The sequence below is a fragment of the Mycobacterium sp. genome (assembly GCF_035697385.1).
Lineage (GTDB): Bacteria > Actinomycetota > Actinomycetes > Mycobacteriales > Mycobacteriaceae > Mycobacterium.
In genome coordinates, this window is the sequence record NZ_DASSCY010000139.1 from 1 (window position 1) to 21,657 (window position 21,657).

Annotated in this window: 23 protein-coding genes; 7 read left to right on the forward strand and 16 right to left on the reverse strand. The window is 67.2% G+C overall.

The annotated features are described in order from the left end of the window. A partial coding sequence (locus VFH65_RS11800) for an Ig-like domain-containing protein (RefSeq protein WP_353321643.1) occupies positions 1-668 on the reverse strand: 668 nt, incomplete at its 3' end. Here VFH65_RS11800 and VFH65_RS11805 point away from each other — a divergent pair. Next, positions 667-1,002 (forward strand): hypothetical protein, encoded by a 336-nt coding sequence (locus VFH65_RS11805; RefSeq protein WP_353321645.1) that lies wholly within the window; start codon positions 667-669, stop codon positions 1,000-1,002. The two genes, VFH65_RS11800 and VFH65_RS11805, sit on opposite strands and share 2 nt — an antisense overlap. A 519-nt stretch (positions 1,003-1,521) precedes the next feature. Here VFH65_RS11805 and VFH65_RS11810 read toward each other — a convergent pair. From VFH65_RS11810 to glnA, 3 genes are all read right to left on the reverse strand, one after another. Continuing rightward, the gene (locus VFH65_RS11810) at positions 1,522-2,484 is read right to left on the reverse strand and encodes an asparaginase (RefSeq protein ID WP_353321674.1); all 963 of its coding nucleotides are present in this window, start codon (positions 2,482-2,484) and stop codon (positions 1,522-1,524) included. A gap of 62 nt (positions 2,485-2,546) precedes the next feature. After that, the gene (locus VFH65_RS11815; protein WP_353321646.1) at positions 2,547-3,020 is read right to left on the reverse strand and encodes a DoxX family protein; all 474 of its coding nucleotides are present in this window, start codon (positions 3,018-3,020) and stop codon (positions 2,547-2,549) included. 68 nt (positions 3,021-3,088) lie between these two features. Then, on the reverse strand, positions 3,089-4,525 hold the full coding sequence (gene glnA / locus VFH65_RS11820; RefSeq protein WP_353321647.1) for a type I glutamate--ammonia ligase: 1,437 nt from the start codon (positions 4,523-4,525) through the stop codon (positions 3,089-3,091). A gap of 149 nt (positions 4,526-4,674) precedes the next feature. Between glnA and VFH65_RS11825 the strand changes: the two genes are divergently transcribed. After that, entirely contained in the window at positions 4,675-5,139 is a 465-nt protein-coding gene (locus VFH65_RS11825) for an RDD family protein (protein WP_353321649.1), read from the forward strand. 64 nt (positions 5,140-5,203) lie between these two features. Here the strand turns inward: VFH65_RS11825 and VFH65_RS11830 are convergent, their stop codons facing one another. Genes VFH65_RS11830 through sucB form a run of 5 tightly spaced genes read right to left on the reverse strand, consistent with a single transcriptional unit; the run spans position 5,204 to position 10,302 of the window. Then, positions 5,204-5,956, reverse strand: a complete 753-nt coding sequence (locus tag VFH65_RS11830; protein WP_353321651.1) for a DUF4191 domain-containing protein — start codon at positions 5,954-5,956, stop codon at positions 5,204-5,206. A 4-nt stretch (positions 5,957-5,960) separates the two neighbouring features. Next, a complete protein-coding gene (gene lipA / locus VFH65_RS11835) occupies positions 5,961-6,923 on the reverse strand; it encodes a lipoyl synthase (protein WP_353321652.1) in 963 nt (320 codons plus the stop codon). Next, positions 6,920-7,594, reverse strand: coding sequence for a lipoyl(octanoyl) transferase LipB (gene lipB, locus VFH65_RS11840; RefSeq protein WP_353321653.1), 675 nt, complete (start codon positions 7,592-7,594; stop codon positions 6,920-6,922). The genes lipA and lipB overlap by 4 nt, the downstream gene beginning before the upstream one ends. A gap of 10 nt (positions 7,595-7,604) precedes the next feature. Beyond that, on the reverse strand, positions 7,605-8,516 hold the full coding sequence (locus tag VFH65_RS11845) for a TIGR01777 family oxidoreductase (protein WP_353321655.1): 912 nt from the start codon (positions 8,514-8,516) through the stop codon (positions 7,605-7,607). A gap of 7 nt (positions 8,517-8,523) precedes the next feature. Beyond that, positions 8,524-10,302 carry a 2-oxoglutarate dehydrogenase, E2 component, dihydrolipoamide succinyltransferase gene (gene sucB, locus VFH65_RS11850; protein WP_353321656.1) on the reverse strand — a complete coding sequence of 593 codons (1,779 nt, stop codon included), beginning with the start codon at positions 10,300-10,302 and terminating at the stop codon, positions 8,524-8,526. 149 nt (positions 10,303-10,451) lie between these two features. On the opposite strand from sucB, the gene VFH65_RS11855 reads away from it, so the two are divergent. Both VFH65_RS11855 and VFH65_RS11860 read left to right on the forward strand, forming a co-directional pair. Continuing rightward, on the forward strand, positions 10,452-10,805 hold the full coding sequence (locus VFH65_RS11855) for an oxidoreductase (protein ID WP_353321658.1): 354 nt from the start codon (positions 10,452-10,454) through the stop codon (positions 10,803-10,805). An 81-nt stretch (positions 10,806-10,886) separates the two neighbouring features. Continuing rightward, positions 10,887-12,632 carry an SDR family oxidoreductase gene (locus VFH65_RS11860; RefSeq protein ID WP_353321659.1) on the forward strand — a complete coding sequence of 582 codons (1,746 nt, stop codon included), beginning with the start codon at positions 10,887-10,889 and terminating at the stop codon, positions 12,630-12,632. Here the strand turns inward: VFH65_RS11860 and VFH65_RS11865 are convergent, their stop codons facing one another. Both VFH65_RS11865 and VFH65_RS11870 read right to left on the reverse strand, forming a co-directional pair. Beyond that, positions 12,633-14,168, reverse strand: coding sequence for a leucyl aminopeptidase (locus VFH65_RS11865; RefSeq protein ID WP_353321661.1), 1,536 nt, complete (start codon positions 14,166-14,168; stop codon positions 12,633-12,635). Between the two features lie 18 nt (positions 14,169-14,186). After that, positions 14,187-15,272 carry an adenylate/guanylate cyclase domain-containing protein gene (locus VFH65_RS11870; RefSeq protein ID WP_353321663.1) on the reverse strand — a complete coding sequence of 362 codons (1,086 nt, stop codon included), beginning with the start codon at positions 15,270-15,272 and terminating at the stop codon, positions 14,187-14,189. A gap of 45 nt (positions 15,273-15,317) precedes the next feature. Between VFH65_RS11870 and gcvT the strand changes: the two genes are divergently transcribed. Continuing rightward, a complete protein-coding gene (gene gcvT, locus VFH65_RS11875; protein ID WP_353321664.1) occupies positions 15,318-16,427 on the forward strand; it encodes a glycine cleavage system aminomethyltransferase GcvT in 1,110 nt (369 codons plus the stop codon). A gap of 22 nt (positions 16,428-16,449) precedes the next feature. Beyond that, the gene (locus tag VFH65_RS11880; protein ID WP_353321666.1) at positions 16,450-17,553 is read left to right on the forward strand and encodes a branched-chain amino acid aminotransferase; all 1,104 of its coding nucleotides are present in this window, start codon (positions 16,450-16,452) and stop codon (positions 17,551-17,553) included. Here VFH65_RS11880 and VFH65_RS11885 read toward each other — a convergent pair. The 5 genes from VFH65_RS11885 to VFH65_RS11905 form a co-directional block, all read right to left on the reverse strand. After that, entirely contained in the window at positions 17,550-17,885 is a 336-nt protein-coding gene (locus VFH65_RS11885; protein WP_353321667.1) for a DUF732 domain-containing protein, read from the reverse strand. The two genes, VFH65_RS11880 and VFH65_RS11885, sit on opposite strands and share 4 nt — an antisense overlap. A gap of 96 nt (positions 17,886-17,981) precedes the next feature. After that, positions 17,982-18,719: an adenosylcobinamide-GDP ribazoletransferase gene (locus VFH65_RS11890; protein WP_353321668.1), complete on the reverse strand. Its 738-nt coding sequence runs from the start codon at positions 18,717-18,719 to the stop codon at positions 17,982-17,984. After that, positions 18,716-19,756, reverse strand: a complete 1,041-nt coding sequence (cobT, locus tag VFH65_RS11895; RefSeq protein ID WP_353321669.1) for a nicotinate-nucleotide--dimethylbenzimidazole phosphoribosyltransferase — start codon at positions 19,754-19,756, stop codon at positions 18,716-18,718. The genes VFH65_RS11890 and cobT overlap by 4 nt, the downstream gene beginning before the upstream one ends. Beyond that, complete coding sequence (gene cobU, locus VFH65_RS11900) at positions 19,753-20,274, reverse strand: bifunctional adenosylcobinamide kinase/adenosylcobinamide-phosphate guanylyltransferase (RefSeq protein WP_353321670.1); 522 nt, start codon at positions 20,272-20,274, stop codon at positions 19,753-19,755. The genes cobT and cobU overlap by 4 nt, the downstream gene beginning before the upstream one ends. 6 nt (positions 20,275-20,280) lie before the next feature. Continuing rightward, positions 20,281-20,961 carry a DUF3043 domain-containing protein gene (locus VFH65_RS11905; protein ID WP_353321671.1) on the reverse strand — a complete coding sequence of 227 codons (681 nt, stop codon included), beginning with the start codon at positions 20,959-20,961 and terminating at the stop codon, positions 20,281-20,283. A 71-nt stretch (positions 20,962-21,032) separates the two neighbouring features. On the opposite strand from VFH65_RS11905, the gene VFH65_RS11910 reads away from it, so the two are divergent. After that, the coding region (locus tag VFH65_RS11910) for a glycerate kinase (protein WP_353321673.1) at positions 21,033-21,657 on the forward strand (625 nt) is incomplete at its 3' end.

The following is a 21,657-nucleotide window of genomic DNA, read 5'->3' on the forward strand; positions in this document are numbered from 1 at the left end:
GTCGGCGCAGACCCCACCCCAACGGTGCCTACCGTTGGCGTCGGCGACGAGGCCAACGACACCGTCACGGTGGTGGTGGTTTGTCCGCCTAGCCCGTCAGAAATCGTGACGGTAAACGTGTCCTGCCGATCCGCGACGGTGGCGTTGGTGGCTGTCGCGGCGTGACGGGCAGCATAGGTGGGGGTGTAGGTGAACTGACCCGGTGCGGTCATCGTGACCGAACCCTTGGCCGGTGTACTCGCCTGATACGACAGTGAATTCCCATCGGGATCAGTGGCATTGACCACCACCAGGACTACACCATCGGAGACCGCGGGGGTACCCACAGTCACCGACTGCACTTGTGGGTCACTGTTGACCAAGGCAGCCGCCAAAGCGAGCGTGGTGTTCACCGTTTCCACGACCAGCCCCGTCGCCGCGGCGACCAGGCTGGTGTCCTGAGTCTGTGCGGTGCGCGCGGTCGGGGCTGATTCTGACCCCAAGCTGTTGCGTCGCAACGCCGTCCAGGCCAGCTCCAGCAGCTGCGCCGGGCTACCTGGCACGGTCGGTGAATCGCCGGCATATGGACTCAGCCCAACCCAGCCCAACATGCCGACGAGCACGCGGGCCGGTGTGGGGGTAGCGACCTCCGTCGCCGGGGCAGTAGAGGTCTCGGCAACGGTTGCCATGCTGTCCACGTTTACGACGACGGGGTTCGGAGTCGACGACGAATCAGGGGAAGCAGTGGAGGCCGCCGAACTTGCGGTGCTCGAGACGGGCGGGGAACTTACACGCACAGGCTTGAGCGGATCCGACGCGACCGTACGCGGCCGCACAACGGTATTCGTGCTTGTCGCAGTCGGCTTCTCCGTGGGCTTCGACCCGCGCTCGGACACGTCGGCATCGCGCTTGGCGGTAGTTGGGGTCGGATTCGAGGTAGGTGTGGGCGTCGCGGTTGCCGACGGCTCGGCAGTGGGTTCCGGACTGGGGTCGGCCTCTTCTACCTCGTCGGGGGTGTCCTGATCGGTGTCCTCACCGGATCCCGTCTCCGTCCCCTCGGAGGTCGAAGACGGGTTCGTCGTATCAGGGTTCGACGAGTTCGCCGGACTCGCTCCGGTCTCGTTTGCTCCGGGCGAATTCGGCAAACCAGCTGACGAGGAGTCGTTCGGCGACGAGGTCGTCCCGGAATCGTCTGCGACCGCGATCCCGGGCACCGTGGCTACCGAAGCTCCGACACCCAGTGCCACTGCCAGTGCTCCGACGTGTCCGATGTATTTTGCGTACCCCATTTTCGTGCCCCCGACCAAAGCTCAGCTGATCATCTGACCCTATTGACTAAAACGTCAGCGAGGAATCGGGTGAAACCCTATATTTGCTAGACAGGGTGGCGGGATCGCTGTCGACCTTAGCTGAGGCTGTCGCAGGCGGAATTTGACGACAAACGCGATTTCAGCAAAGACCGCGCGTTGGACGGCGCGCACCGACCACCGAGAAGAGTGAAGGGGTGCGCAAGTTCCGCAAAGAAGCTTGCGGTGACTGGCGTCAGCCCCAGCGGTTGATGGCGTCCTCGACAGGAACGCCGGCGGCCATCGCCGCCATCATCAGCACACGCGCCTGGCTCGCCCGCAGATTCGGCACCATCACAGCACCGGCCTTCACCATGTCGTCGCCGGGACCGTATTCCGCGATGACCGGACCGGTGGGCACGCGGGTCGAGATGGCCACCTGAACGCCCGCCGCCTCATGGCGGCGCACCGCGTCGACGATGCCCGTACCGGCGTTGCCTGATCCCAGCGACTCGAGCACAAGACCACGCGCCCCGGCGGCCACCGCGGAGTCGAGTGCGGAACCGTTGTCACCGGGATAGAGCGCGATGGTGTCGACGCGCGGCGCCGAGCCGGCGGAGACGTCGGCGATATACGGCCGCGGCGCGGGATAGTTCAGGGTGAAATTCCCGTTGGCGACGGTGCCCACCGGAGCCGGGCCGCCGAACGGGGACAGGCTCTGGGTGTCGAGCTTGCGTGTGCCCAACGCCGGAAATACGTTGCCGGCGAACATGATCAACGCGCCTTGGTTGCGTGCTGCCGGGCTGGCCGCCGTCGTCAAAGCGTCACGCAGATTCGTCGGGCCGTCGGCATCGGGCGCATCCGAACTGCGCTGAGCTCCTGTCAGAACGACCGGCGGGGACCCGTTGTACGTGACGTCCAGCCACATCGCGGTTTCTTCCATGGTGTCGGTGCCGTGGGTGATCACCACACCGTCGGCCCCGCCCGCCACAGCGTTGCCGACGGCAGATCTGATGGCGTCCCAGTCGGCCGGCGTCAGCTGAGAGCTGTCCTTTTTCATCAAGTCCACGACCTCGACATCCAGGCCGGCGGCCAGCTCTGCGCCGCCCACCGTGGGCCGCCGCACGCCACTCGGGTCGGTGCTGGTCGCGATGGTTCCGCCGGTGGTGATGACGACGAGGCGCGCGGCCTGCGGCTCGGCGGTGGCCGGCACGGCCATGCTCATCAGCAGGCCCAGCGTCAGCGCTGTCGCAAGGAGGACCCTGTTCATGGCCTGACCTCCTATCGCCGGCCGAAGCGTCGGCGAGGCGCACCGGCTGTCACCGGTCGCCTTCGGCCGTCGATGGACCACGTTCCCGCGCCGGTGGTGGCGAGCAGCAGGAACGCGAAGCAGAACATGATCGCCAACTCACCGCCATTGCCGCCCAGTTGTGCATCGAACGGCCAGAAGCTCGCGGACGGGCCCCCACCCAGCGGCGGCCAGTGCTGATAGAAGTACGCGAAAGCCATCTCACCGGAGGTGATGAAGGCCGCAATACGGGTGAACAGTCCAACGGTGATCAGCAGACCGGCGACGAACTCAATGAGGCCGGCCCACCAGGCCGGCCATGTGCCGACAGGAATGGAGGCCCCGAGAGGCCAGCCGAAGAGCTTCATCGAGCCGTGCAGTGTGAACAGCAGGCCGAAAACGATCCGGAAAATACTCAAGACGGGAGAGTTGTAGCTCGCGAGACGTGCATCCAATCTGGTCGTCATGAGCTGACCCTAACGTGCAATCGGGCCGGGCGAAGGTTGTCCGCCCGGCCCGATTGATCGACTGTTGCCTACACGTCGAAGTAGAGCGCGACCTCATACGGGTGCGGCCGGATTTGCACCGGCAGGATCTCGTTCTCCCGCTTGTAGGAGATCCAGGTCTCGATCAGGTCCTCGGTGAAAACCCCACCCTCGGTGAGGTATTCGTGATCCTCCTCGAGCCGGTCGATCACCGCGGACAGCGAGGTCGGTGCCTGCGGGATGTTGGCGGCCTCCTCCGGAGGCAGCTCGTAGAGGTCCTTGTCGACCGGGGCCTGGGGCTCGATCTTCTTCTTGATGCCGTCGAGACCGGCCATCATCATGGCCGCGAACGCCAGGTAGGGGTTGCCCGAGCTGTCCGGGCAACGGAATTCGAGGCGCTTGGCCTTCGGGTTGTTGCCGGTGATCGGGATACGCACGCAGGCGGAGCGGTTGCGCTGGCTGTACACCAGGTTGATCGGGGCCTCGTAGCCCGGCACCAGGCGCTTGTACGAGTTCACCGTCGGGTTGGTGAACGCCAGCAGCGACGGGGCGTGGTGCAGGAGCCCCCCGATGTAATGGCGAGCGGTGTCCGACAGACCGGCGTAGCCCGACTCGTCGTGGAACAGCGGGTTGCCGTCCTTCCACAGCGACTGGTGGGCGTGCATGCCGGAACCGTTGTCGCCGAACAGCGGCTTGGGCATGAAGGTGACCGTCTTGCCCGCCTGCCACGCGGTGTTCTTGATGATGTACTTGAACAGCACCAAGTCGTCGGCCGCATGCAGCAAGGTGTTGAACTTGTAGTTGATCTCGGCCTGCCCGGCGGTGCCCACCTCGTGGTGACCGCGCTCAAGCGTGAAGCCGGCGTTCTGCAGGTTGGTGCACATCTGGTCGCGCAGGTCGACGAAGTGGTCATAGGGCGCGACGGGGAAGTAACCACCCTTGGGGCGAACCTTGTAGCCGCGGTTGGGGCTGCCGTCGGCCTCCACCGGCTCGCCGGTGTTCCACCAGCCGGCCTCGGAGTCGATTTCGTAGAAGGTGCCGTTGATCCTCGAGTCGAAGGACACCGAGTCGAAGATGTAGAACTCGGCCTCCGCGCCGAAGAAGGCGGTGTCCGCGATGCCGGTGCTGGCCAGGTAGTTCTCCGCCTTGCGGGCCACGTTGCGCGGGTCACGGGAGTAGGCCTCGCGGGTGAACGGGTCGTGCACGAAGAAGTTGAGGTTCAGCGTCTTGGCGGCGCGGAACGGATCGATGCGCGCGGTGTCGGGATCGGGCAGCAGCATCATGTCCGACTCGTGGATCGACTGGAAGCCGCGCACCGACGAACCGTCGAAGGCCAGGCCGTCCTCGAAGACGCTCTCGTCGAAGACAGAAGCCGGGATCGAGAAGTGCTGGACGACGCCGGGCAGATCGCAGAAGCGAATGTCGACGTACTCGACTTCTTCGTCCTTGATCTGCTTGATGATGTCGTCGGCCGTCTTTTCTGCCACTGCGTTCTCTCCTTATATCTGGTAAACCCGCGCGTTGACGGTATGGACACGATGTTGCACGGCCGTCAACCACATGTTGCGCTGAAGTTACGCAATCTCGCTGCAGCGGCGGCCGGTGGGGCCGCAACGGCCCCGCTTATCCTGACAGTATGGCCCGCACTATGGGGTCCTGGCTGTCGGGTCCCGAACCCGAAAGCGGCCTGGGACCCAACGACTATCCCGGCGAGCGCCTTGGTTTGCCGCAGAGCGGGCCCCGGTCCCTGGCCCGCATGGGCCGCCGGATCGCGGCACTCTTCGCCGACTGGCTGATCGCCTACGGGTTGGCGGCCCTGGCGATGACTGTCGGCATCGTCTCGATGACGACCCTGTCCACGGCCGTGCTGGTGATCTGGCTTGCGCTCGGCGCGGTATCGGTGCGGCTGTTCGGCTTCACGCCGGGTCAATACGCGCTCGGGCTCATCGTCGTGCCGGTCGACGGCCGCCAGCACGTGGGGTTTGGCCGGGCGATCGTGCGCGGCGTGCTGATCGCGCTGGTCATCCCGGCGCTGATCACCGATAGCGATCTGCGCGGTGTGCAGGATCGGCTGACGAATACCGCGGTGGTCAGGCGCTAACTAGCGCTCCTCGATGCTCTTCGCGCAGGCGCTCATCGGCGCTCGATGCTCTTCGCGCAAGCGCTCATCGCCGCCGGACCGTGCGCTGCACCCCACGCATCTTGGCCTGTGTGGGCAGCGGCCCCTTGGGCATCGCCGCAGGGCCGACCTTGGTTCCGAGTGCGGCAAGCCGGGACTCCAGTGAGTCCATCTGCTTGACGGTGATGTTGGCGGGAAGCTTGTTCAGGTGGCGTTCCAGCTTGGACAGCGGGACCTCGCCCTCGCCGTTGCCGATCACGATGTCGTAGATCGGAATGTCGCCGACGAGCCGGGCGGTGCGCTTCTTTTCCTGGGCGAGCAGCGGTTTGACGCGAGTCGATGCGCCCTCGCCGACAAGGATCACTCCGGGCCGCCCGATCACTCGATGGACCGCGTCGAAATGGCCGGTGGCGGCGACGCCGGGCGTGACCCGCCACTTGCCCCGCAAGTTGTCCAAGGCCCACGCCGCAGCGCCGGTCTGCCCCTCGGCCTTGCGATACACCGACTTCTGCGCGCGCCTGCCAAAGATGATGAAGGCCACCAGAGCGCCGAGCACGACGCCTAGCGGGATCATCATGTACGCGGTGAATCCGCCTACCCATACGCCCGAAGCGACTGAAGCCCCAACGATCAGCACGAACGCGCCGATCATGTACGGCAGCAGACGCTTGTCCTCTTTGCGCTGAATCTGAAATGCCTGCCACAGCTGGCTGCGCCGCTGCTTGGAGGCCGCCTTGCGGGAGGCCTTGGCCTCAGCCTTGGCGGCCTTGGTGGCAGCGGGGTTCTGGGATTTCGCCATTAGCTCAGGATACGGAGTCTGATGTCGCCGCCGCTGCGGCTCCGGCAGGCCGCGAGCCGACTGCCTGCGCATACAGCTTGCCCGCCCGATACGAGGAGCGCACCAGCGGCCCAGCCAGCACTCCGGCGAAGCCGAGCGCCTGCGCGAACCGCTCGTGTTCGACGAACTCCTCGGGCTTGACCCAGCGCTCCACCGGGTGGTGGCGCACGGAGGGCCGCAGGTATTGGGTGATGGTGACGATGTCGCAGCCGGCGTTGTACAGGTCGGTCAGTGCGGTGCGCACCTCATCGGGGGTCTCACCCATGCCGAGGATCAGGTTCGACTTGGTGATCAGCCCATAATCGCGCGCCGCTGTCAGCACATCGAGGCTGCGTTCGTAGCGAAATGCGGGACGGATGCGCTTGAAGATCCGCGGAACGGTTTCGACGTTGTGCGCCAACACTTCTGGACGCGATTGGAAAACCTGCTCGAGCGGTGCCGGCTCGCCGTTGAAGTCCGGAATCAGCAACTCCACCCCGGTGTTCGGGTTGAGCTGCTTTATCTGGCGCACGGTCTCGGCATACAGCCATGCACCGCCGTCTGGCAGGTCATCGCGTGCCACCCCGGTGACGGTCGAGTAGCGCAGCCCCATCGCAGCCACGCTCTCCGCGACACGCCGCGGCTCGTCGCGGTCGAGTTCGGCGGGCTTACCCGTGTCGATCTGGCAGAAGTCGCAGCGACGCGTGCACTGTTCGCCGCCGATAAGGAAGGTGGCCTCGCGGTCTTCCCAGCATTCGAAGATGTTGGGGCAGCCCGCCTCTTCGCAGACGGTATGCAGGCCCTCACGACGAACCAGCGCCTTGAGTTCCTTGTATTCCGGACCCATCTTGGCGCGGGTCTTGATCCACGGCGGCTTGCGCTCGATCGGCGTCTCGGCGTTGCGGACCTCGAGTCGCAGCAGCTTGCGGCCGTCCGGTGCGATCGTCACTGTGTCAATTCTACCGATAAGCGGCTGTCGAGCGCGTCACACATGGCATCGGCGACCCGATCGATGACGTCCTCCACGCCGACCCGGCGGCCCAGTTCGGCGGACAACGACGTCACGCCGGCGTCCGCGATACCGCACGGCACGATCGAGGAGTACGCGCTCAGGTCGCAATCGCAATTCAGTGCGAACCCGTGCAGCGTTGTGGCGCGCGCCACCCTGATGCCGATCGCGCCGACCTTGCGGGCCGGCCGTGCCGCGTCCGCTGGCACCCACACCCCGGAACGACCTTCGACCCGACCTGTTTCGAGGCCGAGGCCCGCACACACCGCGATCATCGATTCCTCAAGGCGCCGAACGAAATTCACCACATCCAGCGGCTCGGCCAGCCCGATGATCGGATATCCGACCAGCTGACCCGGTCCGTGCCAGGTGATCTTGCCGCCGCGGTCGGTGTCGACGACCGGGGTGCCATCGACTGGCCGTTCCTCGGGCAGCGTGCGCCGCCCTGCCGTGTAAACCGCGGGGTGCTGCAGCAGCAGCATGGTGTCCGGACCGCCCGCGACACGGGCGTCGGCCAGCTCGCGCTGCAGTTGCCACGCTGTCTCGTAGTCGACGGTGCCAAGCCGCCTGACGTCTATCGGCGCACTCGCCGATCGGATTGATGCCGCCATGGCCAAGACGCTACTCGTCCTTTGGAGCCGTCGCGTATGCCAGCGCCTCGCCGATCGTGTTGTGGTGGAAGGCAAAGCCGGAGCGCTCCAGTGCCGCTGGGATGGCTCGCTGCCCACCGAGCAGACCTTCTTCGGCGAACTCACCGAGCACGGTGCGCAGCGCGAAGCCGGGCACGATCAGCGGTGTCGGCCGGTTCACGGCCCGTCCCAATGCGGTGGTGAACTCGGCGTTGGTCACCGGTGCCGGCCCGGTCAGGTTGACGGGCCCGGACAGCTCGTCGTGTGAGATGGCGAACATCAGCGCCCGAACCTCGTCCTCGAGGCTGATCCACGGAATGTACTGACGGCCGTTGCCCAACCGCGCGCCGAGACCGAATGAGAACAGTGTCTTGAGGCGGGCGAGCATTCCGCCCGACTGCGCGATCACCAGGCCGGTGCGCGCCAGCACCACCCGCGCACCGTCGAGCGAAGCGGGTGCCGTGGCCGCCTCCCAGTCCTGGCACAACTGGGCCAGAAAGCCTTCGCCTGGGGGCGTCGTCTCGTCGGCGGTGCGGCCGCGGGTGTCGCCGTAGTAGCCGACCGCGCTGGCGTTGATCAGCAGCGGTACCCCGGCCTCGACCACCGCCGCGGACAGCACCTCGGTGGGCCCGATGCGGCTGTCGCGCAGGCTCTGCTTGAACGCGCCAGACCACCGCTTGGCGCCGACGTTGACTCCGCAGAGATTGACCACCGCGTCCACCCCGTGCAGCGCTGACGAATCGAATTCGCCGGCGTCGGGATTCCAGAACACCTCGTCGCCGTTCGACGGTGGCCGGCGCACGATCCGCACCACCCGGTGGTCGGCAGACCGCAATGCTGACGCCAACGCCGAGCCGATCAGGCCGGAGGACCCCGCTACCGCGATGACGGCTCCGTTGGACACTAGGGCGTCACAACCCCAGATCGGCCTCGAACGCGCCTTCTTCCAACCGGCGTTTGACGGTCGTCAGGAAACGTCCGGCGTCCGCCCCGTCGATCAGCCTGTGGTCGTACGTCATCGGCAGGTAGCAGATCGAGCGCACGCCGATCGACTCGTTGCCGAACTGGTCGACGATGACCCGAGGGCGCTTGACGATCGCGCCGGTGCCCAGCATCGCCGCCTGCGGCGGAACCAGGATCGGGGTGTCGAACAGCGCGCCCTGGCTGCCGATGTTGGTGATCGTGAACGTACCGCCGGACAGTTCGTCGGGCTTGAGGTCACCGGACCGCGCCCGCCCGGCGATGTCGGCGATAGCGCGCGCCAGGCCACCAAGAGAAAGGTTGCCGGCATTCTTGATCACCGGCGACAGCAAGCCCTGCTCCGTGTCGACCGCGAAGCCCAGATGCTCGGCGTCGTAGTAGGTGATCTCCTTGCTTTCCTCGTTGTAACTGGCGTTGACGTTCGGGTGGGTCTTCAACGCGTCGATCACCGCGCGAGCAATGAACGGCAGATACGTCAGGTTGACGCCCTCACGTTCGGCGAAGTCGTTCTTCGCGCGTGATCGCAACGCCACGATCTTCGTCATGTCGACTTCGTGGGTTTGCGTCAATTGCGCTGTGGTGTGCAGAGATTCACGCGTCTTCTTCGCCGTGATCTGACGGATCCGGCTGGCCTTCGCAGTGGTGCCGCGCAGATGCGCCAGGGCCGGTGCTGGCGTCGGGGCCGCCGCGGCAGGTGCCTTGGCGGGTGCTTCGGGGGCCGGCTCTGGCTTGGCGGGGGCCTTCTTGGCTTCCGCGGCCGCCAGCACATCCTGCTTGCGGATCCGGCCGCCGACTCCGGTGCCCTTCAGCGTTGCAAGGTCAATGTCGTTCTCGACAGCCAGCTTTCGCACCAGTGGCGTCACGTACGGGCCACCGTTGCTCGACGGTGCCTGCGAGGCTGCGGCCGGTTTCGGCTCGGGTTTGGGCTCGGGCTTGGCCTCTGCCTTCGGTTCGGGCTTCGCCTCGGGCTTGGGCTCCGGCTTGGCTTCTTCCTTCGGTTCGGGCTTGGCCTCAGGTTCGGGCTTGGCCTCGGGCTTCGGCTTCGGGGCGGGCTCCGCTTCGGCCTGCGCACCGGCGTCACCGATCTTGGCCAGTTCGCCGCCGACGGCGACGGTGTCGTCTTCCTCGGCGGTGATGGACAGCAGCGTGCCCGCCACCGGTGAGGGGATCTCGGTGTCGACCTTGTCGGTGGACACCTCGACGAGCGGTTCGTCGACCTCGACCTTGTCGCCGACGTTCTTCAGCCAGCGGGTCACGGTGCCTTCGGTGACCGACTCACCCAGTTCGGGCATCACCACCGGGGTCGCCGAGCCAGACGACTGCGCGGCCGGCTCCTGCTTCGGCTCTTCTTGCTCTTCGGCGGCCGGTTCGGGTTGTGCCGCCGGTTCTTCGGCAGGTTCCTCCTGCTCGGCCGGTTCCTCGGCCTTCTCTTCTTTGGGCTCTTCCTTTGGCTTTTCTTCGGGCGCTTCACCGGCGTCGCCGATCACCGCCAACTCGCCGCCGACCTCAACGGTGTCGTCCTCCTGGGCGACGATCTTGGTCAGCACACCGGCAGCGGGCGAGGGGATCTCGGTGTCCACCTTGTCGGTGGAGACCTCGAGTAACGGCTCATCCTGTTCCACCGTGTCGCCCTCTTGCTTGAGCCAGCGGGTGACAGTGCCCTCGGTAACGCTCTCGCCGAGTGCGGGCATCTGAACGGAGATGGCCATGTTTTTGGACTCCCTCGAACGATCAGTCGCAGGTGGTCGAATGTCGGTTCCTATCCTGTCACGTCCGCCCGCACAGTTCGCCGCAGACCTTCCCACCCACGGCTCTGGCACTATCGAAGGAGGTAGACGCCGGAAGGAGTAGGGCGCAGGTGGGACTGTTCGACAGGTTTCGGGGACGCCGGTCGGTGCGCGGCGACGGTCACGACCCAGCAGCCGATCTGCGCTATCTGCGCCAGTGGGTCACCGAGCACAACGGTGTCGAGGCGTTCGTCGAACCGAAGACCACCGTCACCGATGTCACGGTCGTTTTGGTGGCTGCCGACGGCGAGTGGACCCGGCGCAGGGCCGGGGGAGATTCCGGTGCCCGGCGTTTGAGCGAACGGCTCAAGATCCCGGTCTACGACGTGCAGAAGGTCGGCTACCCCCAGCGGATGCGCGACTACGACGAGCGCCGCCGGATCGAGCGCCGACGCGCTGCCCGTAACGAGCTCGAGGAGCGCTGAGCGGCGCTGATGAGCGCTTGCGCGAAGAAACAACAACGCTGATACGGTACCGGCGTTCCCACCAACTTGCGGGGAGGCGTCATGGAGCGGTTCGTCGACAGCAGTGACGGCGTTCGGATCGCGGTCTACGAACAAGGCAACCCCGACGGACCCACCCTGGTGCTGGTCCACGGCTGGCCCAACTCGCATGTCATGTGGGACGGCGTCGTGGCGCTGCTCGCCGATCGATTCCGGATCGTGACTTACGACAACCGGGGTGCGGGCGCATCGTCTGTGCCCAAACCCGTAAAGGCCTACACGATGGGCCGGTTCGCCGATGATTTCGCGGCGGTCATCGGCGAGCTGAGTCCGGGCGAACCCGTTCATGTGCTGGCGCACGACTGGGGCTCGGTCGGAGTCTGGGAATACGTGTCCCGCCCGCAGGCGAGCGATCGCGTCGCGTCGTTCACTTCGGTATCGGGCCCGAGTGCCGATCACTACGCGACGCTTATCCGCGAGGGCCTTTCCAGGCCGTACCGGCCGGTCCGGTTCCTGCGTGCGCTGAACCTGGCGCTGCGGCTGTCCTATTGGGCCTTGTTCTCGATTCCCGTGCTCACACCGGCAGCGATGCGCGCCGGCCTCGGGCGGCGGATCCAACACGCCAATGCCCGCGACGCCCGCCCTGACCAGATCCACTATGGCGACATCAATGCCGACGCGGCCAACTCACTGAAGATCTACCGCGCCAACGCTTTACGTTCCGCCGCCGCGGTCAGGAACGATCACTATGTCAGTGTGCCCGTGCAGTTGGTCGTCAACTCCAAGGATCCTGTCGTCATGCCATACGCCTACGACTCCGAGTCGCGCTGGGTTGCACGACTGTGGCGCCGTGACATCACGGCCGGGCATTGGTCGCCGTTTTCCCATCCTGGAGTTCTCGCGCGATCGGTAGGTGAACTCGTCGACTTCCTCGAAGGCAAGGCGCCGAGTCGGGCGCTGTTGCGCGCACAAGTCGGACGTCCGCGCGAATACTTCAGCGACACACTGGTTTCCGTGACCGGCGCGGGCAGTGGTATCGGTCGTGAAACCGCGCTCGCCTTCGCTCGCGAGGGCGCCGAGATCGTGGTCAGCGACATCGATGAGGCCAGCGTGAAAGAGACCGCCGCCCAGATCGCCGCCCGCGGTGGTGTTGCCCACGCCTACACCCTCGACGTCGCCGACGCCGACGCGGTCGAGCGGTTCGCCGAGCAGGTCTGCGCCGATCACGGCGTGCCCGACATCGTCGTGAACAACGCGGGAGTGGGTCACGCAGGGTTGTTTCTCGACACGCCGCGCGAGGAATTCGATCGGGTTCTCAACATCAACTTCGGCGGAGTCGTCAACTGCTGCAGGTCGTTTGGCCGTCGGCTCGTCGATCGCGGCACCGGCGGGCACATCGTCAACGTGGCATCGATGGCCGCGTATTCGCCGCAGCAGTCGATGAACGCATACTCCACCAGCAAGGCCGCCGTGTTCATGTTCGGCGACTGCCTGCGGGCCGAACTGGACCAGGCAGGCGTCGGACTCACCACAGTGTGCCCCGGCGTGATCGACACGAACATCGTGCACACCACCAGATTCGACGTCCCTGCCGGAAAGCAGGCCAACGTCGAGGCGCGTCGCGCGCAGATCGAGAAATTGTTCGCCGCGCGCCGCTATGGCCCGGAGAAAGTAGCGAAGGCGATCGTGTCGGCCGTCAAGAAGAACAAGCCGATCCGGCCCGTCGCACCGGAGGCCTATTTCGTGTACGTCGCCGCACACCTTCTGCCGCAGGCCATGCGCAGTTCGGCGCGTGCGAGCGTGATGTAACTAGCCGTTCGCGGCAATATCCTCGAGCACCGCGAACATGGTGCGGGTCGGCACACCGGTGCCGCCCTTGCCCGTGTAGCCCCACGGCCCACCGCTGTTATAGGCAGGCCCGGCGATGTCGATGTGCGCCCACGCCACACCGTCGGCGACGAACTCGCGCAGATACGTTCCCGCCACCAGCATTCCGGCGTACCGCGACCCGCTGACGTTGGCCAGATCGGCGACCGTGGACTTGAGATCGTCCTTGAGTTCTTCCGGCAATGGCATCGGCCAGGCGTTCTCGCCAACCGCCTGCGAGATCTCGGCCACTCGGTCACGGAATTCGTCGCTGCCCATCACGCCCGGCGTGCGGGCGCCGAGCGCAACGGTCTGTGCTCCGGTGAGCGTCGACGTCTCGATCAGATAATCGGGCTCGTCCTCGCATGCCCGCACGATCGCGTCGGCCAGAATCAGCCTGCCCTCGGCATCGGTGTTGAGCACCTCCACGGTGATGCCGCCGTACTGGGTCAGCACGTCGCCGGGGCGCTGCGCGGTCGACGAGGGCATGTTCTCGGCCATCGGCACGGTGGCCACGACGTCGATCGGTAGCTGCTGCTTGGCGGCAAGCACCACCGTCGCGATGACTGCGGCGGCTCCGCCCATGTCGGAGGTCATGTGGTGCATGTTGGCCGCGGGCTTGATGGAGATGCCGCCGGTGTCGAATGTGATGCCCTTGCCGACCAGTGCGACCTTCTTGGCCTTTTTGTTCTTTGCGCCGCGATGGGTGAGCCGGACCAGCCGCGGGGGGCGCGACGAGCCCTTGCCGACGCCGGTGACGCCGCCGTAGCCTTCCTTCGCCAGCGCCTTGTCGTCGAGCACCTCAACGTCAAGACCCGCCGCTTCTCCTAAAGCCTTTGCGCGCTTGGCGAATTCGGCAGGAAACAGATGACTGGGCGGGGTGTTGACCAGATCCCTGGCGGTGGCCACCGCGGTCGCGATCGCCGTTGCCCGCTCGGCGGCCGCCTTGGTCTTGGGCTTGGTGTCGGCGGCCAACACGGTGATCTCGCGCAGACCCGCGTCCTTGGGAGCGGTCTTGGAGCTTCGGAAGTCGGTGAAGCGGTACGCGCCGAGGATCAGCCCCTCGATCGCCGCGGTCAGGTCGAGCTCCGACAGCGTGGTGATCGCGGCCTCGGTGCCGTTGAGCGAGCGTGCGGCCACTCCCGCCGCGCGACGGATCACGTCGGCAGGCCAGCTATCGCGGTCCTTGCCAAGCCCGACAGCAAGCACGCTGCCCACCGGCAGCGACGGTGCGACCACCCGGGTGAGCTGCCCTTCGCCGCCCTTTGCGCCCAGTGCCTTCAGTGCGACCTCGATCTCGCCGACGGCCTTCGCGTCCAGGAAGGAATTGGTGAGGACTGAAACGGCACCAGCCGTCGCGTCCTCGTCCTGCCCGCTCAGCACGGGCACGATCAGCACCGCCGAGTCGACCTTGCGCTTGGGCAGTGACGAGGCGACGGCGACGGCGGGGGGCTGGTAGGCGGGGTTTGCAGGGCTCACGAGCGTTCACCCTAGCCGTCAACGGCGCAGGTGCAGGTCGTAGGCCAGCACCGGGGCCTCGAAACCCTTGAGTGTCAAGGGTTCCTGTGTGATCGCCGGCCGGTCGGGCAGCTCATCGCGGACATCGGCGGCGCCAAGGATCTGGCCGGGCGCTGCGGCCCCGACCAGGCGGGCGGCGAGATTCACCGGATTGCCGAAGTAATCGCCGCCGATGGCCAGCACCCGGCCGAAGCCAAGGCCCGCGCGGACCTGTATGCCGGTCTCCAGCGCACGAGGGTGTTCGACCAGGTCGACAGCCACTTTCAGCAGTGCTTCAGGGGTCGACGTCACCCACATCACCTCATCGCCGATGAACTTCACCACCCGTCCACCGTCGGCGTGCACCACTTTGGACACAGTCGTGTTGAACTCGTCGAGCAGGCTGGACAGTTCCGCTGGGGTCAGCTGCTGTGTGAGCGTGGTGAACCCGGACAGGTCTGCGAAGCCGACGCCACATATGACGTTGGCCGAGGCGTCGCGGATGACGTGCTCGAAGTGCGTTCTGGCGCTGATCATGTGATGCCGATACGCGGCGTTCATCAGAACCCCGAGGCGGGGAATGAACTCCGCTACGGCGCGGTATGCCCGCGCGGTGGTGAGTTCGTCCTGGGTGTGCGTCATCTGGATGTCCGGTTGGCCGAGGCGGATCGCCGTCGAGCCGGCTTCAGCGAGGCGGGCCATCGTCGCACCGAGCACCCGCAACCAGCTGAGCGCCGCATCATCGCCCACAACGGACCTCATCACGACCCAGCCGGTCAGGCCGTCGACGTCAGCGTCGCTCAGCGCGGGCTGGTCCGGATCGGCGACGGTCAGCCCGAGCGTCGCCCATGCCGCAGCGAGCTCCTCGACCGGTATGCCGAGCGTCTCCGCGGCGGTGCGCAGGCTAAAGGTCGGGCGGCCCGACCACAGCAGGACGTCGCCGGCGAGGCCGAACAGCCGGCCGCGGCGCTCGGCCTCGATCATCTCCTCGGCAGAGAACCCGAGGTCGTCCAGATACTCGATCAACGCCGCTCGTGCCCGCGCGTTGGCGATTCCGGCGGCCTCCAGCGCGTCGAAATCGACCACCACCCGAGTCTGCCAGCGTGAACGCCCAGATTAGGGTGGATTCCCGTGAGCGACAACCAGGCGAGCGAAGTCCTGCACGGCCCCCTCGAGGACCGTCATCGTGAACTCGGCGCCAGTTTCGCCGAATTCGGTGGCTGGCTGATGCCGGTGTCGTACGCCGGCACCATCAGCGAGCACACCGCGACCCGCACCACCGTCGGCCTCTTCGACGTCAGCCACCTCGGCAAGGCGCTCGTGCGTGGACCGGGCGCGGCCGACTACGTCAACTCCGCACTGACCAACGATCTGCGTCGCGTCGGTCCCGGCAAGGCGCAATACACGTTGTGCTGCACCGATTCCGGCGGCGTCATCGACGATCTGATCGCCTACTACGTCTCCGACGACGAGATCTTTCTGGTGCCGAACGCCGCCAATACCGCAGCCGTCGTCGCTGCGTTGCAACAGCATGCGCCCGCCGGGCTGACCATCACCGACGAGCACCGTTCCTATGCCGTGCTGGCGGTGCAGGGACCCAGATCGGCCGATGTCATCGGTGGGCTGGGACTGCCGACCGAGATGGACTACATGGGATATGTGGACGCCGAACTCAGCGGGGTCGGGGTGCGGGTGTGCCGCACCGGCTACACCGGCGAGCACGGCTACGAGTTGCTGCCGCCGTGGGATCAGGCTGGCGTCGTCTTCGACGCGCTCGTCGACGCCGTCGGTTCGGCAGGCGGCGAGCTCGCGGGGCTCGGCGCCCGCGACACGCTGCGCACCGAAATGGGCTATCCGCTGCACGGACACGAACTCTCGCTCGACATCTCGCCGCTTGCTGCGCGCTGCGGGTGGGCCATCGGGTGGCGAAAGGACGCGTTCTGGGGCCGTGAAGCGCTGCTCGCCGAGAAGGAGACCGGCCCCAAACGCGTTCTGCGCGGCCTGAAGGCGCTCGGTCGGGGCGTGTTGCGGCCCGACCTCAGGGTGCTCGACGGGGACACTGAGATCGGAGTGACGACGTCGGGAACCTTCTCTCCGACATTGAAAGTCGGTATCGCGCTGGCGCTGATCGACGCGGCTGCCGATATCGCCGACGGCCAGAGCGTCTCGGTCGACGTCCGTGGCCGCGGACTCGAGTGCGAGGTGGTCAAACCCCCGTTTGTCGAGGCAAAAACCCGGTAGCGAGCGGATATACAATCGCCTCATGACTGACCGCCTCGAGTTCACCGTCGATCGCAACGCGGATCCGGCGAGCGACGAGGTACGCGCTGGCATCCTGGCCAATCCCGGATTCGGCCGCTATCACACCGATCACATGGTGTCGATCGACTACGCCGAGTCAAAAGGCTGGCACAACGCGCGGGTGATCCCGTACGGCCCCATCGAACTCGACCCGTCGGCCATCGTTCTGCACTACGCCCAAGAGGTGTTCGAAGGCCTGAAGGCCTACCGCTGGGCCGACAACTCAATCGTGTCGTTTCGCCCAGAGGCCAATGCCAGGCGGCTGCGGTCCTCGTCGCGGCGGCTGGCCATTCCGGAGCTGCCCGAAGAGGTGTTCATCGAATCTCTGCGCCAGCTGATCGCCGTCGACGAGCGATGGGTTCCGCCTGCCGGCGGTGAGGAGTCGCTGTACCTGCGGCCCTACATCTTCGCCACCGAACCCGGTCTCGGTGTGCGCCCCGCCACCGAGTACCGCTACCTGGTCATCGGTTCGCCGGCGGGGGCGTATTTCCCGCGCGGCATCAAGCCGGTCAGCGTGTGGCTGTCACACGAGTATGTGCGCGCCTGTCCCGGCGGCACCGGGGCAGCCAAGTTCGGCGGCAACTACGCCGCCTCCTTGGTTGCGCAGGCCCAGGCCGCCGACAACGGCTGCGATCAGGTGGTGTGGCTGGATGCCGTCGAACGTCGGTACGTCGAAGAGATGGGCGGGATGAACCTGTTCTTCGTGTTCGGCAGCGGTGGCACGGCGCGGCTGGTCACCCCGGAACTTAGCGGTTCATTGCTGCCCGGCATCACCCGGGATTCGTTGCTGCAGTTGGCAACCGATGCCGGCTTCGCCATCGAAGAGCGCAAGATCGACGTAGACGAGTGGCAGAAGAAGGCGGCTGCCGGCGAGATCACCGAGGTGTTCGCCTGCGGGACGGCCGCCGTCATCACCCCTGTGTCACACGTCAAGTTCGCCGATGGCGAGTTCACGATCGCCGACGGCGAACCCGGTGAGATCACCATGGCATTGCGCGACACGTTGACGGGCATTCAGCGCGGCACGTTCGCCGACACGCACGGCTGGATGGCACGGCTCTCCTAGCCGATCACCGCCTCGTGCTCGGGGCAGTAGGTGCCGATCGACGCGCCGACGATGTATGCCGAGTCGCGGTCGTCCAGGTCCGTGTAGTTGGAGACAGCGGTAACCGCGTCGACGAGGTCGCCGCCGTCGTCGAGCACACTGCACACGTCGTGGGCGAGACCGATCGCTTCCTCGGCCGAAGGCGGTTCGATGCCGTGGTCGCCGATGACCTCCATGAAGGTGTCGTCAGCGGAGCTTGCCCCCGCGGTGGCGGCCGACCCGAGCGCGGCCAGGCCGAGGCCGGCGACAGCAGCGGCGGTGCCGAGGAAGGTGGCGGCGCGGCGAACGAACATTGAGGGGTTCCTTTCGGTTGTCACGGTGTTCCGTGTGGGTACCGAAAGAATCCGAGCCGCCCCTTGGCGAATCCTTGGGAGATTCTTGGCGACGGGCTAGGCGGCGCCGACGGCCAATCCGACCGCGGCCACCGTCGTCGTCACCTCGATCGCGGCGCCGAGCACGTCACCAGACACCCCGCCGAACCGGTGAACGCAGTGCGCGACGAGCGCCGCTCCGCACCCCACCGCGACCAACACGACGACCGGCCCCTGCCATGGACGGGGGCACGCGAGTACGGACAGCCCGACAACAGCGACGACCCAGATCAGCCCGACCGCTGCCGGTTGCGTGCCGGCCACCAGCGCGCCCAGTGAACTGCCTGGCGCGGCGGGCACCGAGCGGCGGCATGCAAGCACCGCGGCCACCCGCCCCGCGGCCACCGCGACGATGACCGCGACGGCGCTCAGCTCTGCAAACGCCAGCGCCTGGGCCAGGATCGTCACCGCCACCGTCGCCACCCCGAACGGTCCTGCCGTTCCGTCGCGCATCACCTCCAGCGCGCGCTGCGGCGGGCCGTAGCAGCCCAGCCCGTCGGCCGTGTCGGACAACCCGTCGATATGCAGGCCGCGGGTCGCGATCAGCAGCACCGCCACCGCCAGCACGCCGGACAGCACGCTGCCCGATCCGAACGCCTCCGATCCCGCCCACAGCACGGCGGCCGCCAGCGCCCCGAGCGCGATGCCGACCAACGGCAGTGCGGTCAACGCGCCCCTTCCGATGCGCCCGGTGTGCCGCGCCGGTGTCGGAAGGATGGTGCCGAACGCGAAAGCGCCCGCGACCGAACGGATCACGCAGTGATTCCGGCCTCGTCGAACGTCGCCATCGACGCCAGCGTGGCCACCGCCGCCCGCACGATGGGCAGGGCGACCGCTGCGCCGGTGCCCTCGCCGAGCCGCATCCGCATATCGACGATCGGTTCCAGCTCAAGGCGCTGCAGCGCGACGGTGTGGGCCGGCTCGGGGGAGCGGTGACCGGCCTGCCACCACAGCCGTGCACCCGGCGCGAGCCGCTCGGCCACCACCGCGGCGGCGGTTACCACCAGGCCGTCGAGCAGTAACGGCGTGCGGCGCATCGCCGCTTGCGCGCAGAACCCCGCGATCGCTGCGACGTCGGCGCCGCCGCAGATACGCAGCAACGCAACCGGATCGGCCGACAGCCCGCGGGCGCGGTACAGCGCGTCGCGGACTGCGGCGGTCTTGCGGGCCCAGCCGGCGTCGTCGATGCCGGTGCCCCTGCCGACAATGGCGACCGGTTCGGTGTCGGTCAGCGCCGCGATCAAAGTGGTTGCCGCCGTGGTGTTTCCGATACCCATGTCGCCTGCGATCAGCAGGTCCGCTCCGGAGTCCACCTCTTCGTCGGCGATCCGGCGGCCCGCCTCGATCGCGGCGGCCACCTCGTCGGCGGACAGCGCATCTTCGACGGAGATGTTGCCGCTGCCGCGGCGCACTTTGTGCGCGCCGATCGACGGCGACAACGGCTCGTCGGTGTCGACCGCGATGTCCACCACCCGCACGCTGGCACCGGCCGCCTCGGCCAGCACGTTGATCGCCGCCCCGCCTGCGTCGAAGTTGGCGACCATCTGCGCGGTGACTTCCGCCGGGTAAGCCGACACCCCTGCGCTGGTGACGCCGTGATCCCCGGCGAACACCACCACCCGAGGACGCTCGAATTGCCGAGGCGGACAGGTGCTTTGGCATGAGGCCACCCATACCGACAGGTCCTCGAGCCTGCCAAGCGCGCCGGGCGGTTTGGTCAACCGGTCCTGACGGGCCCGTGCCGCGGCCGCCGCTGCAGGGTCAGGCGGCGCGATCGCTGCGAAGTCGATCACGCCGGCTCCTTGACCGTCATCGGCTGCCCCGCGACCACCAGCACCACCTGGTCACATAGGTTGGCCAGCCGCTGGTTGAGGGCGCCAAGCTCATCGGCGAACCGGCGACCCGATTCGGTGTGCGGCACCACCGTCAGGCCGACCTCGGGGCTGACCAGCACCAGCGGCGCGGCGAAGGCGGCAACCGCGTCGAGCAGATCCTCGACATCAGCACCCACCGAGGCGCCGGTCCACGCGCCGCGCCGGTCCATCGTGGCGGTCAGCCAGCCACCGACGTCGTCGACGAGGGTTGCCATCGCCGGGTCCGAACGCAATTGCGTTGCCACATCGACGGTTTCGACTGTCACCCAGTGCGATGGCCGGCGTTCGCGGTGTGCGGCGACGCGGGCAGACCACTCTGAATCAGCACCGGATGCCGGGCCGGTGGCCAAGTAGCACACGGGCACGCCCTCGGCGATCGCGGCTTCCGCCCACTGCGACTTGCCCGACCGGATACCACCGAGCACCAGGGTGCGCACCGCCGCTCAGGTGATCTTGTCGCCGCGGTTGACCTGCGGCCGCGGCGCACGCATACGGCGCAGCTGTGAAGCGCGGCTGGCCGCGTAAAAGCCCAACTTCCAACCACTTTCGGTGTTGTCGGGGAACTTCTCGTTGACCAGCCGATTGACCCTGCGTCCGACGAGGACCCCGTCGATCACCATGATCAGCACCAGCACCAGCATGGCGGGGGACAGCAGGCGTTGCACCTGAACCGACGGCACCGCCAGCATGATGAAGATCAGGCCCAACGCCGCAGGCATGAACAGGCCGAGCACGTTGCGGCGCGAATCCACCACGTCGCGGGCGAACCGGCGCACCGGGCCCTTGTCGCGGGGCAGCAGGTAGGCGTCCTCGCCTGCCATCATCTTTTCGCGGCGTTGGGACATGTCCGCACGCCGTTCGAGCTTCTCCGCCTTGCGTTCCTCGCGGGACAGCTTCGGACGGCCGAGTTCCTTGCGGCGTCTACGCGCCTCGGCGGCCGTCATCGGAGCGGGCGCGACAGGGCCGCGTTTGCGGGCGGCGGCCTCGCTGCGTTTCGGGGTGGGCCTGCCCTTCGGGGCGGTGGCGCGGGCATCCTTGCTCTCGGTCTGGAGGGCATCTTGGGCGTCCTCGGAACCGGCGTCGTCGGACGGGGTGTTGTCTTTGCGGCGGCCCAGCAGATTCACGCCTGCCAGGTTACTTCCGGTGGCACCGCGCCTGACATGCACCTGCGGTATTCGCGCAATACTCTGCTGTGATGAGCGGCGTGCGGGTATTGATCGCCCCGGATTCATTTGGAGACAGCCTCACTGCAGTACAGGCCGCCGAGGCCATCGCCGCCGGGTGGCGCCGTGCCCGCCCCGACGACACGCTGACGCTGGCGCCGCAGTCCGACGGCGGACCCGGGTTCGTCGGCGTGCTGGCCAGCCGGCTCGGCGACGTGCGGACGCTGCGGGTGAGCGGACCTCTCACGGCCGAGGTATCCGCGGAATGGGTGCTCGACGACGCCGCACCGGGCACCGCCTACATCGAATGCGCGCAGGCGTGCGGGCTGGCGTTATTGGGCGGACCGCCGACCGTGCACACCGCGGTGGCCGCGCACAGCAGGGGAGTTGGGCAGCTCGTCGCCGCGGCTCTGGAGGCTGGAGCCGGGCGGATCGTCGTCGGCCTCGGCGGCAGCAGCTGCACCGATGGTGGCCGCGGCTTGGTCGACGAACTCGGCGGGCTGGCCGCGGCGCGCAAGCTGCTGGCCGGTGTCGAGCTCATCGCCGCCACCGACGTGGAGCACCCGCTGCTCGGACCGATGGGCGCGGCGACGGTGTTCGGCCCGCAGAAGGGGGCCGACCCCGCGACTGTGCTCGTCCTCGAACAAAGCCTCACCC